Below are 16,473 nucleotides of genomic sequence, written 5' to 3'. Positions count from 1 at the left end.
GCCCGCGCCATGTCCCAAGGTACAGATGACATGAGCGCCATCGACTCCCTCCCTCCTCTGCGCGAAGTGATCGCGACGCATCAGCTCTCCGCCCGCAAATCGCTGGGCCAGAACTTCCTGCTGGATCTGAACCTTACGGCCAAGATCGCCCGCCAGGCAGGCGATCTCACCGGCTGCGACGTGCTGGAAATCGGCCCCGGCCCCGGCGGTCTGACCCGCGGCCTGCTGGCCGAAGGCGCCCGCCGGGTGCTGGCGGTGGAAAAGGACACCCGCTGCCTGCCCGCTCTGCAGGAGATCGCCGACGCCTACCCGGGCCGCTTTGAGGTGATCAATGGCGACGCGCTGGAAATCGACCCGCTTGAACACCTCACGCCGCCGATCCGCATCGCGGCCAACCTGCCCTATAACGTCGGCACCGAACTCCTGGTGCGCTGGCTGACGCCCAAGGAATGGCCGCCGTTCTGGCAGAGCCTCACCCTGATGTTCCAGCGCGAGGTGGCCGAGCGCATCGTGGCGCAGCCCGGCTCCAAAGCCTATGGCCGCCTGGCGATCCTGGCCCAGTGGCGGGCCGATGCCCGCATCGTGCTGTCGCTGCCGCCCGGCGCCTTCACCCCGCCGCCCAAGGTCTCCAGCGCCGTGGTGCATCTGGACGCCTTGCCCGAGCCGCGCTTCCCCGCCGATGCCACGATCCTGTCCCGCGTAGTCGCCGCCGCCTTCAACCAGCGCCGCAAGATGCTGCGCGCCTCGCTCAAGGGGATTTCCCCTGACATCGAGGCGCATCTGAACGCCGCAGGCATCCCGCCCACGGAGCGCGCCGAACAGGTCAGCCTGGAAGCCTTCTGCGCGCTGGCCCGCGAACTGGCCAAGGCCTGAGCCTCCTTTCCCGATTTCTTTGCCGGAGCCTGATTTTCCGATGACCCGACCGGTTACCTCCCGCCCGACCCTGCTGTCCGTGAACGTCAACGCCGTTGCCTACCTGCGCAACCGGCGCGAGGTGCCCTGGCCCAATCTGATCGACATCGCCCGCGCCATCCTGCAGGCCGGCGCCCATGGCATCACCGTTCATCCCCGCCCGGATGAGCGCCACATCCGTTTCTCCGACCTGCCGGACCTCTCCCGCCTGATCGCCAATGAATTCCCGCAGGCGGAGTTCAACATCGAGGGCTACCCGACCCGCCACTTCATCGACCTGGTGCTCGAAAATAAGCCGCATCAGGTGACGCTGGTGCCCGACAGCCCTGAACAATCCACCTCCGACCACGGCTGGGACTTTGCGGCCGATGGCGAAATGCTTCTGCCCGTCGCCGAGGAGTTCAAGGCCGAAGGCATCCGGGTCTCCTATTTCGTGGACGCCAACCCCGCTGACCCGGCGCTGGCGCAGCAGGCGGGCGCTGACCGGATCGAATTCTACACTGGGCCTTACGCCAATCAGACCGCGCCTGACGCCACAGAACGGGAACTGGCCAGGATCGCGGCCACCGCAGACGCCGCCCGCCGGCTTGGCGCAGAGGGCGTCAGCACTGCGCTGATGATGAACGCGGGCCACGACCTGACCGTGGACAACCTGCCTGCCCTGCGCCAGGCCATTCCGGATCTGGCCGAAGTCTCCATCGGCCACGCCCTCACTGCCGATGCGCTGATGCTGGGTTTCCCGGAGGCGGTCCGCCGCTACCTGCAGGTGCTGGGCCACAAAGCTTAACCGCCCCGGCCCGGCGCTTGACGGCCCGCCCCGCGGCTGCCCTATGCTGGGTGCAACAGCCAGCCACCAGAGACAGGAGCGGCGAATGGAGTTTTTGCCGGAGAACCGCGGCCATACCTCTGAAATCATCAGCCTCTTCCGGGCGGTTTTCGCCGCCTCGGAGGGGGACGCCGAAGGCGATCTGATCGCGGGGCTGGTCCGCGATATCTTCGCCAAGACGCCGGATGAGGACTTTTTTGTTTATTCGGCCCGGGACGGCGGCGCGCTCGCCGGCTGCATCATCTTCTCACGGCTGCGCTACGATCAGGACAGCCGCACGGTGTTCATCCTGTCACCCGTTGCTGTCGCAACCGCGCGGCAAAAGCAGGGCATCGGGCAGGCGCTGATAAAATACGGGCTGAGCGGGATCCGCGAACAGGGCGCCGACACCGCCGTCACATACGGCGATCCGGCCTATTACGGCAAGGCTGGCTTTCGTCAGATAACCGAAGCGCAGGCCGCAGCCCCCGTGCCGCTGCGTTTTCCGGAGGGCTGGCTGGCGCAGCCGCTCAGCGGCGCAGAGCTTGCGCCCCTGCGCGGCCCGTCATCCTGCATCGAGGCCCTGAACAATCCGGACTACTGGTAGCACAAGCATCAAAACCGGGATTTCTCCCGCAACACCCTCTCAACAACAAAAGACCCCCGGCGCCATTGGCACCGGGGGTCTTTCGCTCATCTGTTTTAGCGCCGCTTATTCAGCTGCTTCCGCCGGACCGTCTTCGGTCTTTGGCTTCGGCTTCGCGCGCGAGCGGCTGGTCTTCTTTGGCGCGGGTTTGGCCTCCGCCTCGCCGCCGCCATCGCCGGCCGGTGCCCCATCTTCAGCCTTGGCTGCGGGCTTGCGTGCCCGCGGCTTGCGGGCCGGGGCCTTTTTCGGCGCGCCCTCGGCCGGAGCCTCTGCAGGGGCCGCCGACTGGCTTTCCGGTGTTTCCACCAGACCGCTGTCGGCTCCGTTGCCGTTGTCGCCGCGCGGGTCGATCACCTCAGGCTGCGGGCTGCCGGACGGTTCAGCCGCCGGAGCGGCTGCAGCGGCCTCACGCTCCTGCCGCTCAAGCCGCTCGGCCCGCTCGCGGTCGCGCTCGGCCTGGCGTTCGCGGTTCTGCCGCTCCTGCTCCTCACGGCGCGCCTCGATTTCGCGCTGAGCTTCGTTCAGCATGCGCAGATAATGCTCTGCGTGCTGCTGGAAATTCTCCGCGGCCACCCGGTCATTGCTCAGCTGCGCATCGCGCGCCAACTGATTGTATTTGTCGATGATCTGCTGCGGCGTTCCGCGCACCTTTCCTTCGGGACCGGAGCTGTCAAACACGCGGTTGACAACATTGGCGCCATTGGGACGGTTCCGGTTCGACTTGGAACGTGAACGTGATTTGGACGATCTCATATGCCTAACGTAAGCCTTGAGTTAATGCGCCGTAGACCCAATCATGCGCGCCTGAGCGCCGGATCATCAGCTTTTTTGGGCTTGAAGCCGCGGGAAGGCTTGCTGAGCTTTCTCCTCAAGCGGCTCCCTCTGAGTAACCATTTTACGTAGCCCCAGACAAGGGGCACAATGGTATTTTCTGTGTTTTTTCTTTCGAAATCGCGAATTTCCGCGTTAAATGCTGCTCTTTGCGCTGGAATGCGCCCGCACAACCCGGTCGCGGCCGTCCAGATCCTGCAGCACGGCAATGCCGTTCAGCCCGGCCGCTTCCAGCAGCGCGCTCACCGCAGCGCCTTGCGACGGCCCGATCTCCAGCAGCACCCGCCCGCCCGGCGCCAGGTGCGCACCCACCTGAGCTGCAATGCGCCGGTAGGCACCCAGACCGTCGCCGCCATCGGTCAGCGCAATGCCGGGCTCATGCCCGCGCACCTCCGCCGACAGGCCTTCCATCTCTTCCAGCGCGATATAAGGCGGGTTCGAGACGATCAGGTCGAACTGCCCCTCAACCCCCTCGAACCAGTCCGACTGCTGAATATCCGCGCGTGCCTGGACCCGGTGCAGCACCGCATTGGCACTGGCCTGCAGGCAAGCGGCCTCGCTGATATCCACCCCCAGCCCGGTCGCCTCCTGCCGTTCCGCAAGCAGCGTCACCAGGATGCAGCCGGAGCCGACGCCGAGGTCCAGAACCCGGCTGTAGGGCTCCGCCAGCGCCGCCTCGATCAGAATCTCGGTTTCGGGCCGCGGGTCCAGCACATCGCGCGAAACCTTGAAGCGGCGCCCGTAGAACTCCCGCTCCCCGATCAGATGCGACACCGGCACCCGCACCGCCCTCAGCGCAATCAGCTGCTCATAGCGCTCAGCCACTTCCGGGGCCAGTTCCTCGGGCGCAATCAGCGTCACCCGGCTGGCCTCAATCCGGGCCGCATGGGCCAGCAGAACCCGTGCATCCCGCGCCGGATCCTGCACTCCTGCCGCCCGCAGCCGCGCCGTCGCTGCCGCCATCGCCTGTGCCGCGGTCTCTGCCATGCTCACTGCCCCATCTCGGCCAGCAGCCGGGCCTGATTGTCCGCCGTCAGCGCGTCGATAATCTCGTCCAGATCGCCGCCCATCACCTGATCCAGCTTGTACAGCGTCAGGTTGATGCGGTGATCCGTCATCCTTCCCTGCGGAAAGTTGTAGGTGCGGATGCGTTCCGAGCGGTCGCCGGACCCAACCTGGCTCGCCCGGTCGGCTGAGCGCTCGCTGTCGATCCGCTGCCGCTCCAGGTCATACAGCCGCGTCTTCAGCACCTGCATGGCAATCTCCCGGTTGCGGTGCTGGGACTTTTCCGAGCTTGTCACGACAATCCCGCTTGGCAAGTGGGTGATCCGCACCGCCGAGTCGGTTGTGTTCACATGCTGACCGCCCGCACCCGAGGCCCGCATGGTGTCGATACGGATGTCATTGGCGTCGATATGGATATCCACGTCTTCCGCCTCCGGCAGCACAGCGACCGTGGCCGCCGAGGTATGGATGCGCCCGCCGCTCTCGGTCGCTGGCACCCGTTGCACCCGGTGCACGCCCGATTCATACTTCAGACGGGCAAAGACATTCTCACCCTTGATGTGGGCTACCACTTCCTTGATGCCGCCCAGTTCGGTGGCCTGCTCCTCGATGATGTCAAACTTCCAGCCCCGCCCCTCGGCATAGCGCTGGTACATCCGCAAGAGGTCGCCGGCGAACAAGGCCGCCTCATCGCCGCCTGTACCGGGGCGGATCTCCAGCATCGCCGGGCGGCTGTCCGCCGCGTCCTTGGGCAGCAAGGCGAGCTGCAGCGCATGCTCGGCTTCCGGGATCGCCGCCTTCAGCGCCGGGATCTCCTCCTCCGCCAGATCCTTCATATCCGGATCCGCCAGCATCAGCTCGGCCTCCTCCAGATCGCTCAGCAGCTTGCGGTAGGCCGTCACCTGCTCCGCCACCGGGCGCAGGTCGGAATACTCCTTGGCCAGAGCCGCAATATCCCCGCCCCCGGCACCATCCGCCATTGCGGCTTCAAGATACTGAAACCGCTGCAGGATCTGTTCCAGCCGCTCTTCGGGAACCATGGGCGCGCCTATTGTTGTTCATGTTTTGGCCAAGTGACCCCCATGTGATATGCTAGAGCCATGCGACATGCCAGAGTCCTTATTGCCACAATCCTCCTCACTCTACCCGGCATTGCACTGGCGGATGTGAAGGGGTCCGGCGGCAAAACCATCGACTGCTACTGCACCGACAAGTCCGGCGCCCGGGTGGAACTGGGCGAACTGCGCTGCCTGCAGGTGGACGGGCGCATGTTCATGGCGCAATGCCAGATGTCCCTGAACGTGCCGATGTGGCGCGAGGTGCAAAGCAGCTGCCTTTCGGCGTCGCTGGCTCCGCTGCCTGAGACGTCAGCCGCACCATTGGAGCTGCCGCAGCTCTGATTCAGGGCGCCCCGGCTGCATCGCAGTCTCTGCGGCGAAAACACGAGTCTGGCGGACGCTCCTAATCTGGACGCCTACCTGGGCGAACCGCCTTCACGATTCTAGGTAGCCAAGACATTACAGCGCAAGCTGCAAATCCCCAGAGCGCATCGCTTCAGTAGAAAGCCATCCCAATGAAAACTGGCATTCCTGCCCCCCAAGAGCGCGACACACTTCAACAGGTCCACGGCTTCGCCTCCTTAGCTACACGAGTGTTCTGCTTGTACGCCTCCAGCTCTGCTTGGTGCTCACATTCACTCAGTTGAGTTCGCCTTTTTAAATCGGCCATGCGCCGTATATCGTTGCCGCCGCGGCGACAACCGCAGAGACTGCCGCGACCCAAGCCGCCAAGCGAGAACTGGCTGCGCTTTTTGCACTGTCTTTAGATGCCTGTATGCTTGCTCTTCGGTCGATCTCAGCAAGCCAACGCTCCGCCGTAGCCACCTTCCGGTCGTTCCAAACCCCTTGGACTAGCTTTTCCCGAACCGCATCCGAGCCCAGTTCTTCCAGCTCCTCAATTGAAAGTCCAGACACTCCACCCTCCTTTGCTGGACAGAGCCTTTCTGCCCGGTGATCCTGCAAGAGTTTCAACAAGTATTGCATGACAATTCGCTGCAAACTCCGCGCCGGGTCAAGGGCGGCGCAGCCACCGCGCGCCAGCGCGGCTTACCCTTGACGCGGCAAGACGAAACACAATTGGAATGGCACCTTCAGGGGCAAACAAGCCCCTGAAACGCTTCTCAACAAAAGCTAAAGGCCCTGCCGCCAAAGGCGGCAGGGCCCGCGCCGCGCCCAGCGCGGCGCCCGGCCCAACTGTGAGGGGCTTGTTCCAAAAGCCCGCGAACAGGCGGGAGCATGCCCGCCTGGCTACTCGCTGGCCGAGGCCTCTTGCGGCGCCCCTTCCATCTCTGCCAGCCAGCCGTTGATCCGCTCCTTGTTGGCGCCCAGGTCGGACCGGCCGAACCGCAGCCGGGCATAGACCTTCAGCAGGTCGCCGTCCTGCGCCGCGGTGGTGTAATCGGGAAAGCCCAGCACCTGGGTGCGGGTGATATAGGTCACCATCCCGTCGTCCGGCCCGCCCGCCAGCACGCTGGTGCGCGGCGCATGGCTGGCGATGCGGTGGAACCGCTCCAGCCCGCCGGGCCCGGTGCGCACCACCCGGAACACGCCGCCGCGGAACTCCTTGTCCTCGGTGAATTCCGGCTGGGTGTTCCAGTCCAGCGGATCGCTGGGTGCCAGCCGGATGAACCCCAGCCCGGCAACCACGGCGGCCAGCACCAGCCAGCCAAACAGCATCAGCCGCTTCATTGCGGTTTCAAGGTCAAGCCTTGCCTCCTCCCTGCGCGGCCCTCCCCCGGCCTGTCGCGTGAGGCCGGACCGCTTATTTTGTCGCCACGCCCGGCAGCACGCACAACAGCTCATAGAGCAGGTTTGCGCCCACCAAAGCGGTGTTGCCCGAGGGATCATAGGGCGGCGACACCTCCACCAGGTCGCAGCCGACGATATTGACCCCCTTCAGCGCCCGGATCAGCTCCAGCGCCTGCGGCGTTGTCAGCCCGCCGATTTCCGGCGTGCCGGTGCCCGGCGCATAGGCCGGGTCAAGGCTATCAATATCATAGCTCACATAGACCGGCCTATTGCCGATATCGCGGCGAATTTCCGCACCCATCTGGTGCAGCTGCCGCCCCCACAATTCCTGCGCCGGGAAATGCTGGAACCCCCAGCTTTGCGCCTCGGCGAAATCGGTGGCGGCATATCCGGTGCCGCGCAGGCCGATCTGATAGGTCTTGTCGGGGACGATCAGCCCTTCCTCATAAGCGCGGCGGAACACGGTGCCATGGGTTTCCCGCTCGCCGAACATGTCATCATTCACATCCGCATGAGCATCCACATGCACCAGCGCCACGGGGCCGTATTTCTTGGCGATGGCGCGCAGAATCGGCAGCGTGATCGAATGATCGCCCCCCATCGCCATGGGGATCACCCCGCCTGACAGAATCGCCTCATAGCTCTCCTGGATGATCCTGAGTGAATCCGGCAGCGAAAACGTGTTGATCGCCAGATCGCCGATATCGGCAATGTTCAGGCTGTCGAACGGCGCCGCGCCGGTGGCCATGTTATAGGGCCGCAGCATCGCGCTTTCGGCGCGGATCTGCTTGGGGCCGAACCGGGTTCCGGACCGCCAGGACGTGCCGATATCCATCGGAACCCCCAGCACCGCAACATCCAAGCCGTCCAGCGAGGTTGCCTGCGGCAGCCGCATATAGGTGTTCGGTCCCGAGAACCGGGCCAGGTCGTTGCCGCTGATCGGTTGATTGAAGTCAGTCATTGTCTCTCATGTTCCAGCCCAGAAGGCAGATGATTTCCGTCGCCACATGCGCCCCGGCAATAGCAGTTGCGCCGGTTGTGTCAAAGGGGGGAGAGACCTCCACCACGTCACCGCCCTTGATATTGATGCCGGCAATCCCGCGCAGGATACGCGCGGCCTGCGCGGAACTCAGCCCGCCCCAGACCGGTGTGCCGGTGCCGGGGGCATAGGCCGGGTCCAGGCAGTCGATGTCAAAGGTCAGATAGGTTGGCCGGTTCCCCAGGATGTCCTTGATCCGCCGCGCGGTCTCGACGGGTCCGATCTCATGCACAGTGGGGGCGTCTATGATGTTGACCCCCAGCGTGTCGTCGTTGGTGGTGCGGATCCCCACCTGAACCGAAGTCTCGGGGTCCACGATCCCGGTTTTCACGGCCTTGTAGAACATGGTGCCATGATCCACCCGGTCCATGTTGTCATCCGGCCAGGTGTCCGTATGCGCGTCAAACTGCAGCAGAGAGATTGGCCCGTACTTCTCGGCATAGGCCTTGAGGATCGGAAAGCTGATATAATGATCGCCACCCAAAACGACCGAGGCCGTATCCGCCGCAAGGATCCCGCGGATATGCTCTGTCAGCGCCGCCGGGAACTCCGGCACATTGGCGTGGTCAAAGGCCAGATCGCCGTAATCCGCAATCGCCAGCGTGCTCAGCGGTTTATGCGGCCAGCCATAAGGCTCATCCGGGCTTTGCAGGGCAGAGGCCTCACGGATCGCCCGCGGTCCCAGCCGGGTACCGGGGCGGTTGGTCACCGCCTGGTCAAAGGGCACACCGGTCACGGCAATATCCACGCCGGTCAGATCCTTGGTGTATTTGCGGCGCAGAAAGGATGTCGCCCCGCCAAAGGTGATCTCGAAACTCAACCCCTTCAGATCCTCGCGGGTGAAGGCGTGGTCGATCATGTGCTTTGCGTCTTCCAGTGCCATGGCGGTGCGTCCCTGTTGTGCGGTTTCAGATTTTGATCAAATACCGGCTTTGCAGGTCTCTGTCATCTGCCGGGGATTTACCCGCTGACCGGCAGCGCCCGCTCCACCAGCCGGGCAAAGAAGGACGCCCCCACTGGCGCGATGTCATCGTTGAAGTCATATTTCGGATGATGCAGCCCGGCAGAGTCCCCTTGGCCCAGGAACAGGTAGGATCCGGGCCGCGCCTGCAGCATATAGGCGAAATCCTCCGCCCCCATCTCTCGCCCGCCGTCCGGCTCGACATTGGCCTCGCCCGAGATTTCCTTGGCCACATCCACGGCAAAGGCGGTTTTTTCCGTGTCGTTGAACGTGGCCGGATAGCCGATTTCATAATCCAGCTCCGCCTCGACGCCATAGCTGGCCGCCTGCCCCGCGACGATCTCCTTCATCCGACGCATCACCATCTGCTGCACCCCCGGCTTGAAGGTGCGCACGGTCCCGTTGATATAGGCGGTGTCGGGGATCACGTTGTCAGTGCTGCCGGTGTGGATCTGCGTGACAGAGACCACCAGATCCTCCAGCGTGTGATGGTTGCGCGAGACAATCGTCTGGATCGCCTGGGCAATACCGCAGGCCGCCATCACCGGATCGCGGGTTTCTTGCGGCATGGCGCCGTGGCCGCCAAGCCCCTGGATATGGATGTGGAACGTGTCCACTGCCGCCATCAGCGCGCCCGGCGTGGTCAGGAAGTGCCCCACAGGCAGGCCCGGCGCATTGTGCAGCGCATAAACCTCGCCGATTTCAAAACGCTCCATGATGCCTTCCTCGACCATGATGCGCGCTCCGCCAATCGCCTCCTCCGCGGGCTGGAAGATCAGTGCCACCCGGCCCTTGAAGTTGCGCGTCTCTGCCAGGTATTTCGCTGCGCCCAGCAGCATCGCGGTATGCCCGTCATGGCCGCAGGCGTGCATGTTGCCTTCATGGCCCGAGACATACTCCACTCCGGTCTCCTCCGGGATCGGCAACGCGTCCATATCCGCCCGCAACCCGACGGTCGGCCCCTCGCCTTGCCCGTTGATGATCGCCACCATCCCGGTTTGCGCGATGCCTTCGTGCAGCTCATCCACGCCGAACTCCCGCAGCCGCTCCGCCACAAAGGCGGCGGTCTTGGGCAGGTACAGCGCCAGCTCCGGGATCTGGTGCAGATGCCGCCGCCAGGCCTTCATCTCCTCGGCGTAATCGGCGATACGGTTCACAACGGGCATCGGGGTGGACTCCTGCTCCAGACTCGGGATGATGCATCTGACACCGGAACAAGAGCAGCCGCAATGCAAGAAACAGACCTGATCCACGACGAAACCGCGGGCATTGAAAGGCTCCTGGAGATCATGGCGCGCCTGCGCAATCCGCAGACAGGCTGCCCTTGGGACATCGAACAGGATTTCGCCAGCATCGCCCCCTATACCATTGAAGAGGCTTACGAAGTTGCCGACGCGATTGAGCGCGAAGCCTGGGATGAGCTGAAGGGCGAACTGGGCGATCTGTTGTTCCAATCCGTCTTTCACGCGCAGATGGCTCAGGAGGCGGGCCACTTTACCTTCCAGGACGTGGTCAGGACGATGTCGGACAAGATGGTCTCCCGCCACCCGCATGTGTTTGGCGGCGAAAGCCGCGAGAAATCCGCCGAACAGCAGACCCGCGACTGGGAGGCGATCAAGGCCGCAGAGCGCGCAGGCAAGGCACAGAAAGGCACGCTGGACGGGGTCGCCGTCGGCCTGCCTGCCCTGCTGCGCGCCTACAAGCTGCAGAAACGCGCCGCCCGCGTCGGCTTTGACTGGCCCTCGGCAGACAATGTCATCGCCAAGATCACCGAAGAATGCGCCGAACTGGTCGAGGCCCGCGACACCCTCTCCCAAGCGGAGGTCGAGGAGGAATTCGGCGACCTGCTGTTTGTGATGGCCAACCTGGGCCGCCACCTGGGTGTTGAACCCGAAGCCGCCTTGCGCGCCGCCAACGCCAAATTCACCCGCCGGTTTGAGGGCGTCGAAGCCAAGCTCGCCGCCCGCGGCAAGCGCCCGGAGGACAGCGACCTGGCCGAAATGGATGCGCTCTGGGACGAAGTGAAAGCTGACGAGCGCGCCTGAGCGCGTTCCTTCTGCTTCATCTTTCTCCAAATACTCAATCTCCCGCGGCCTGCCGGGCAGGCCGCGAATTTCTATCACAGAAAATCTCCGGAATTTCGCACTGCCCCGCCAGTCGGCGGTTCAATCCCGGCCGGACTGCGCGTAGTCTCGTGGCTCACGACTTACGGAGACCGCAATGAGCGCCAGGAAAATCATCATCGACACCGACCCGGGCCAGGATGATGCCGTGGCCATTTTGCTGGCGCTGGCCAGCCCGGACCAGCTGGACCTGCTCGGCATCACCTGCGTCGCGGGCAACGTGCCGCTGCCGCTCACCAGCAAAAACGCCCGCATCACCTGCGAGGCGGCAGGCAAAACGGACGTGCCGGTCTATGCCGGCAGCAGGGCGCCGCTCGCCCGGCCGCTGATTACCGCTGAGCATGTGCACGGCCAGACCGGCCTCGACGGGCCCGAACTGTGGGAGCCGCAAATGCCGCTGGCCGAAGGCCACGGCGTCGACTTCATTATCGAGACCCTGCGCAGCGAGCCTTCGGGAACTGTCACACTGTGCACCCTGGGTCCGCTCACCAATATCGCCGCCGCCTTCAATACCGCGCCCGACATCATAGAACGGGTGCAGGAACTCGTGATGATGGGCGGCGCCTATTTCGAGGTGGGCAACATCACCCCGGCAGCGGAATTCAACATCTACGCCGACCCGGAAGCCGCTGAAATCGTGTTCAGATCCGGCGCGCCGATCACCGTGATGCCGCTCGATGTGACGCATAAGGTGCTGGCCACCAAGCCCCGCGTCGAGGCGATCCGCGCCCTCGGTACCCGCGTCGGCCATTTCACCGCCGAAATGCTCGACTTCTTCGAGCGCTTCGATGTTGCGAAATACGGCTCTGGAGGCGGCCCGCTGCATGATCCCTGCGTCATCGCCTGGCTGCTCAAGCCTGAACTCTTCTCCGGCCGCCATGTGAATGTGGAAATCGAAACCGCCTCCGCGCTCACTCTTGGCATGACCGTCGCAGACTGGTGGGGTGTCACGGACCGCAAACCCAACGCCCTGTTCATCGGTGATGCCGATGCGGACGGCTTCTTCAAACTTCTGACCGAAAGGCTCGCCCTCCTATGAGCGCCGCCCTGCATCTCGCCAAGCCCGAACACCTGGACACCGTGCTGGCGCTGGTCGCCGCCTTTCACACCGAATCCGGCCTGGAGAGCAGCGACGAGCACCGCCGCGCCGGGATCGAACCGCTGCTGAACGGCCACCCCTATGGCGCCGTCTACCTGATCGGACCCACCCGCGCGCCGATTGGCTATATCGTGATCACCTTCGGCTGGTCGGTGGAGTTCGGCGGCATGGACGGGTTTGTCGATGAGCTGTACATCCGCCCCGCCGTGCGCGGCCGCGGCGTCGCCACCGAAGTGCTGACCGAACTGCCGAAATCGCTGGCCGAGGCAGGCGTGCGCGCACTGCACCTGGAGGTCGACCGGGACAACGAGACCGCCCAGCGGCTTTATCTGCGCACCCGGTTCCAGCCGCGCAAGAATTACATTCTGATGACCAAAAGCCTGTAGCGCTCACAGCCGGCCCCGCGGCGGAAGCTCGCCGCCGCGGGAAACGGCACGGGCGGAACAGCGCCGCAGCCGGAAAATGACACAACAAAGCGGAACCATCTGGAAGCGGCCGGAGTTATAGTGCCATCCGCGGCCCTGAAGCCGGCCGTCCGGACCAAAGAAAATGGAGGAAGAATATGACTTTCCGCTGGATCCCTGCTCTCGCAAGCAGCGCCGTACTGGGCCTGGGCGCCTGCACCAACCTGACCCCGGAACAGCGCACCGTTGCCGGAGTGGCAGGCGGCGCCGCCGCCGGTCTGATCGCTGCTGATGCGCTCAAGGCCGACGACGACTGGCGCCTGATCGCGGCCCTCGGCGGCGCTGCGGCCGGCACTCTGGTTGCGCAAAACAACCAGACCCAGCAGTGCGCCTACTCCCGTGGCGACGGCACCTATTACACTGCCCCGTGTTAAGATAATTTGATCTGGCGCCCTCCCCCGCCAGGGCGCCAGATCTCAGGACGCGGCCTGACGTCAGGCCGCATTCCCGGTATAAGAATTCCCGGTATCAGCGCAGTTCCGCGCCAAGGTTCAGCCGCTTGACAGGATCGTCCGCTGAGGCGGTCTGCCCGCTGAACGGATAGGTCCCCGGCCCGCTGCACCCCAAAAGCCCTGAAAGAATTGCACAGATTGCCACCGTGCGCAGAATTCGCGTCTTCATGGCCTGATCCCCTTTCCCGCGACGCCTTCGCACCGCGTAGGATCACCATAACGTAACGCCTGCGTGAGCGTCTGTGATCCGGGCCACACATGCAACTTCCGGAAGATAAAATCTGGACGAAAGCATGATTTCCACGGATCGCCGCCTTCCCCGGCCGTCCGGCCGTTGGCCCCGGCGCCGACCGGACAGCGGCGAAGTCAGCTCAGACCGCCGCGCCCGCCGGGCAATCGCTTGCATCAAGCTCCAGCACCGGATCATCGGGCCCGCACTCCTCACCGCTGACGGGATAGGTACCGGGCTCGTTACAGGCTGCAAGCAGCAGCGGCAGAGACATAAGGGCAAGCATAATAAGGCGGACGGGGGTCATTCCAGGCTCCTGCGTTCATGGTGATGCGGGTACAGAATGCCCGTTTCCGGCACCTCGGGCCTTGATGCGTGTTAAGGCCCGGCCATGGTTTTGCCCGGCCCGCTGCCTGCGATGCGGCGCTGCTTGAGGGAAGCCGGAGCCACCGCTGTGGAAGACCTTCAGCAGACACGTTCGGCTGCCACAAAAAATGCCCCGAACAAAGGTTCGGGGCGCTTTTCGGCGTCCAAATGTGGCGCTTTTTTACTTAAGGATCGAACGGCCCGCGTATTCAGCCACTTCGCCCAGCATTTCCTCGATCCGGATCAGCTGGTTGTACTTCGCGAGCCGGTCGGAGCGCGCCAGCGAGCCGGTCTTGATCTGACCGCAGTTGGTGGCCACCGCCAGATCGGCGATGGTCGCGTCCTCAGTCTCGCCCGAGCGGTGCGACATCACGTTGGTGTACCGCGCGCGGTGCGCCATATCGACCGCCTTCAGCGTCTCAGTCAGGGAGCCGATCTGGTTCACCTTCACCAGCATCGAGTTGGCGCAGCCGCGCTCAATGCCCTCGGCCAGACGCGCCGGGTTGGTCACGAACAGGTCGTCGCCCACCAGCTGCACCTTGTCGCCGATCTCCTGGGTCAGCGCCTTCCAGCCGTCCCAGTCATCCTCGGACATGCCGTCCTCGATCGAGATGATCGGGTAGTCGTTCACCAGCGCCGCCAGATAGGCAACGTTCTCCTCGGACGACAGGGTCTTGCCTTCACCGGACAGAACGTATTTGCCGTCCTTATAGTATTCGGTGGCCGCGCAATCGAGCGCCAGGTAGATTTCCTCGCCCGGCTTGTAGCCCGCCTTTTCGATGGATTTCAGAACAAAATCCAGCGCTTCCCGGGTAGAGGCGATGTTCGGGGCAAAGCCGCCCTCATCGCCGATCCCGGTCGACAGGCCCGCCGCCGACAGCTCTTTCTTCAGGGTGTGGAACACCTCAGAGCCCATGCGCACCGCTTCGCGGATGTTGTCCGCAGCCACCGGCATGATCATGAATTCCTGAATGTCGATCGGGTTGTCGGCATGTTCGCCGCCGTTGATGATGTTCATCATCGGCACCGGCAGAACCCGCGCCGAGGTACCGCCGATATAGCGGTAAAGCGGCTGGGTGGTGAAATCCGCCGCTGCCTTGGCCACCGCCATCGACACGCCCAGGATCGCGTTGGCGCCCAGCCGGCCCTTGTTCTCGGTGCCGTCCAGCTCGATCATCGCCTGGTCAACCGCAACCTGCTCAGTCGCGTCAAAGCCGACCAGCTCTTCAGCGATCTCGCCGTTCACAGCGGCAACCGCTTCCAGCACGCCCTTGCCCATGTAACGGGACTTGTCGCCGTCGCGCTTCTCCACCGCCTCATAGGCGCCGGTCGAAGCACCCGAGGGCACGGCGGCACGGCCCATGGTGCCGTCTTCCAGGATCACGTCGACCTCAACCGTCGGGTTGCCCCGGCTGTCGAGGATCTCACGGGCGTGAATGTCGATAATGGTGCTCATCTGTCCATCCTTGTGTGGTGCCTGAAAGCGGCGCGTTTTGCTGCCAGCGTCATACCAGCCGCGGCGGAAATGTAAACCATGATCGTTATCGCTAACACGCCTAAATCCGGCAGGTTAGGGCTAACAAAACGCTGTTTGCGCCAACAGGGCGGAGGATTTCTGCCAGCCGGGACGTCAGGCCGCAGCCGCTGCTGCGCGGCGCGCCCGCCGCGCCAGCCGCTGCTCGCGCACAAAGGTGTAAAGCCCCGAGCCGATAATCAGCGCAGCCCCCGTCAGCGTCAGCGCATCGGGCCGCTCGCCAAAGACCAGAACGCCCGCCAGGATCGAAAACAGCAGCCGGGTATAGCGGAACGGCGTCACCGCCGAGGCATCCCCCACCCGCATCGCGGTGACGATCCCGTAATAGCCCAGCACCCCGAAAAGCACTCCGCCTGCCATCATCAGGTATTCATTCTGCGCCATCACCTGCGCCTCGCCAGGGGTGAAGGCCAGCAGCAGCAGCCCGGCCGGAATGACCGACAGGAACGCCTGAAAGCTGACAACGGTGGACGGCACCGCACTGTCCATCACCCGCGTCATCAGATCCCGCGCGGCAACGCCCAGCACCGCGATCACAACCAGCAGGGCCGCCGGTTCGAAACTGTCCAGCCCCGGCCGGATGATCAGCAAGACGCCGGCAAAGCCCACGCAGATCGCCAGCCAGCGCCGCCAGCCCACCTGCTCCCCCAGAAAGAGCGCCGCGCCCATGGTGATCACCAGCGGCGTTGCCTGAAAAACCGCCGCCACCACTGAAATATCGACCAGCGCCAGCGCCGAGGCAAACCCCATCGCCGACACCGCCTCAGTCGATGCCCGCAACACGGGCCGCAGCCGCCAGCAGCGCGGCGCAAACAGGTTGTGCCCTTGCATCCGCGCCATCACCGCAAAGACCAGCCCGCTGCCGATACCCAGGCAGATCAGGATCTGCCCGACCGGCAATGTGCCCGACAGCTGCTTGATGAACATGTCCTCAAGCGTGAAGAAAGCCATTGAGGCAATGACCAGCAGAATGCCTTGCAGGTTGTTCATGTTCGCACGTCCCGTTTTGCGGACCGGCAGCAGGCCAGACCATCCGGGCAAATGACATCAGCACTTGGTCCCGGACAACTCCGTTTCCGACGCCGGCCCATGAAAGGACGTGAGCCTATATATCAATCTTCGTGATACACGGCGCTCTGCCAGCCGCAAGCGCACCCGGAATTTTCCCGGAATCCCGGCCCGGAAAACACGCGCTTTCCT

Annotated in this window: 19 protein-coding genes; 8 read left to right on the top strand and 11 right to left on the bottom strand. The window is 64.1% G+C overall.

The annotated features are described in order from the left end of the window. Nucleotides 1–30: 30 nt before the first annotated feature. The 3 genes from rsmA (at nt 31) to CAER_RS0121720 (ending at nt 2,324) form a co-directional block, all read left to right on the top strand. Nucleotides 31–873, top strand: a complete 843-nt coding sequence (gene rsmA / locus CAER_RS0121730; RefSeq protein ID WP_027237344.1) for a 16S rRNA (adenine(1518)-N(6)/adenine(1519)-N(6))-dimethyltransferase RsmA — start codon at nt 31–33, stop codon at nt 871–873. Between the two features lie 40 nt (nt 874–913). After that, nucleotides 914–1,699: a pyridoxine 5'-phosphate synthase gene (locus CAER_RS0121725; RefSeq protein WP_027237343.1), complete on the top strand. Its 786-nt coding sequence runs from the start codon at nt 914–916 to the stop codon at nt 1,697–1,699. Between the two features lie 85 nt (nt 1,700–1,784). Continuing rightward, the gene (locus tag CAER_RS0121720; RefSeq protein ID WP_027237342.1) at nt 1,785–2,324 is read left to right on the top strand and encodes a GNAT family N-acetyltransferase; all 540 of its coding nucleotides are present in this window, start codon (nt 1,785–1,787) and stop codon (nt 2,322–2,324) included. Nucleotides 2,325–2,429: 105 nt separating this feature from the next. Here CAER_RS0121720 and CAER_RS0121715 read toward each other — a convergent pair whose 3' ends face one another. From CAER_RS0121715 to prfA, 3 genes are all read right to left on the bottom strand, one after another. Beyond that, nucleotides 2,430–3,116, bottom strand: coding sequence for a DUF4167 domain-containing protein (locus CAER_RS0121715; RefSeq protein WP_027237341.1), 687 nt, complete (start codon nt 3,114–3,116; stop codon nt 2,430–2,432). Nucleotides 3,117–3,329: 213 nt separating this feature from the next. Beyond that, nucleotides 3,330–4,181: a peptide chain release factor N(5)-glutamine methyltransferase gene (prmC, locus tag CAER_RS0121710; protein ID WP_209320214.1), complete on the bottom strand. Its 852-nt coding sequence runs from the start codon at nt 4,179–4,181 to the stop codon at nt 3,330–3,332. A 2-nt stretch (nt 4,182–4,183) separates the two neighbouring features. Continuing rightward, nucleotides 4,184–5,239 carry a peptide chain release factor 1 gene (gene prfA / locus CAER_RS0121705; protein ID WP_027237339.1) on the bottom strand — a complete coding sequence of 352 codons (1,056 nt, stop codon included), beginning with the start codon at nt 5,237–5,239 and terminating at the stop codon, nt 4,184–4,186. 60 nt (nt 5,240–5,299) lie between these two features. Here prfA and CAER_RS0121700 point away from each other — a divergent pair, with 60 nt between their 5' ends. After that, nucleotides 5,300–5,599 carry a hypothetical protein gene (locus CAER_RS0121700; RefSeq protein ID WP_027237338.1) on the top strand — a complete coding sequence of 100 codons (300 nt, stop codon included), beginning with the start codon at nt 5,300–5,302 and terminating at the stop codon, nt 5,597–5,599. Between the two features lie 315 nt (nt 5,600–5,914). Here CAER_RS0121700 and CAER_RS30360 read toward each other — a convergent pair whose 3' ends face one another. The 5 genes from CAER_RS30360 to CAER_RS0121675 all read right to left on the bottom strand — a co-directional run bounded on the left by CAER_RS30360 (nt 5,915) and on the right by CAER_RS0121675 (nt 10,172). Beyond that, complete coding sequence (locus CAER_RS30360; protein WP_027237337.1) at nt 5,915–6,241, bottom strand: hypothetical protein; 327 nt, start codon at nt 6,239–6,241, stop codon at nt 5,915–5,917. 264 nt (nt 6,242–6,505) lie between these two features. After that, nucleotides 6,506–6,946 (bottom strand): DUF1499 domain-containing protein, encoded by a 441-nt coding sequence (locus CAER_RS0121690; protein WP_027237336.1) that lies wholly within the window; start codon nt 6,944–6,946, stop codon nt 6,506–6,508. Nucleotides 6,947–7,019: 73 nt separating this feature from the next. After that, nucleotides 7,020–7,967 carry an agmatinase gene (gene speB / locus CAER_RS0121685; protein WP_027237335.1) on the bottom strand — a complete coding sequence of 316 codons (948 nt, stop codon included), beginning with the start codon at nt 7,965–7,967 and terminating at the stop codon, nt 7,020–7,022. Next, nucleotides 7,960–8,928, bottom strand: coding sequence for an agmatinase (gene speB / locus CAER_RS0121680; protein WP_027237334.1), 969 nt, complete (start codon nt 8,926–8,928; stop codon nt 7,960–7,962). The genes speB (CAER_RS0121685) and speB (CAER_RS0121680) overlap by 8 nt, the downstream gene beginning before the upstream one ends. 77 nt (nt 8,929–9,005) lie before the next feature. Beyond that, nucleotides 9,006–10,172 carry a M20 aminoacylase family protein gene (locus CAER_RS0121675; protein WP_027237333.1) on the bottom strand — a complete coding sequence of 389 codons (1,167 nt, stop codon included), beginning with the start codon at nt 10,170–10,172 and terminating at the stop codon, nt 9,006–9,008. Nucleotides 10,173–10,235: 63 nt separating this feature from the next. Here CAER_RS0121675 and mazG point away from each other — a divergent pair, with 63 nt between their 5' ends. The 4 genes from mazG (at nt 10,236) to CAER_RS0121655 (ending at nt 13,066) form a co-directional block, all read left to right on the top strand. Beyond that, nucleotides 10,236–11,051 (top strand): nucleoside triphosphate pyrophosphohydrolase, encoded by an 816-nt coding sequence (gene mazG / locus CAER_RS0121670; RefSeq protein ID WP_027237332.1) that lies wholly within the window; start codon nt 10,236–10,238, stop codon nt 11,049–11,051. 175 nt (nt 11,052–11,226) lie between these two features. Then, on the top strand, nt 11,227–12,168 hold the full coding sequence (locus CAER_RS0121665) for a nucleoside hydrolase (RefSeq protein ID WP_027237331.1): 942 nt from the start codon (nt 11,227–11,229) through the stop codon (nt 12,166–12,168). Beyond that, entirely contained in the window at nt 12,165–12,614 is a 450-nt protein-coding gene (locus tag CAER_RS0121660) for a GNAT family N-acetyltransferase (protein WP_027237330.1), read from the top strand. Before CAER_RS0121665 ends, CAER_RS0121660 begins: the two co-directional genes overlap by 4 nt. Nucleotides 12,615–12,790: 176 nt before the next feature. After that, entirely contained in the window at nt 12,791–13,066 is a 276-nt protein-coding gene (locus CAER_RS0121655) for a glycine zipper 2TM domain-containing protein (protein WP_027237329.1), read from the top strand. A gap of 449 nt (nt 13,067–13,515) precedes the next feature. On the opposite strand, the gene CAER_RS30230 is transcribed toward CAER_RS0121655, so the two are convergent. The 3 genes from CAER_RS30230 to CAER_RS0121635 all read right to left on the bottom strand — a co-directional run bounded on the left by CAER_RS30230 (nt 13,516) and on the right by CAER_RS0121635 (nt 16,263). Further along, complete coding sequence (locus tag CAER_RS30230) at nt 13,516–13,680, bottom strand: hypothetical protein (protein WP_167332330.1); 165 nt, start codon at nt 13,678–13,680, stop codon at nt 13,516–13,518. 240 nt (nt 13,681–13,920) lie between these two features. After that, complete coding sequence (gene eno / locus CAER_RS0121640; protein WP_027237328.1) at nt 13,921–15,195, bottom strand: phosphopyruvate hydratase; 1,275 nt, start codon at nt 15,193–15,195, stop codon at nt 13,921–13,923. Between the two features lie 174 nt (nt 15,196–15,369). Next, nucleotides 15,370–16,263, bottom strand: coding sequence for a DMT family transporter (locus tag CAER_RS0121635; RefSeq protein WP_027237327.1), 894 nt, complete (start codon nt 16,261–16,263; stop codon nt 15,370–15,372). Nucleotides 16,264–16,473: the final 210 nt, after the last annotated feature.

The organism is Leisingera caerulea DSM 24564 (assembly GCF_000473325.1).
GTDB classification, from domain to species: Bacteria; Pseudomonadota; Alphaproteobacteria; order Rhodobacterales; family Rhodobacteraceae; genus Leisingera; species Leisingera caerulea.
The sequence above is the reverse complement of the archived record's forward strand: the minus strand, read 5'-3'. Positions and strand labels throughout refer to the sequence as shown.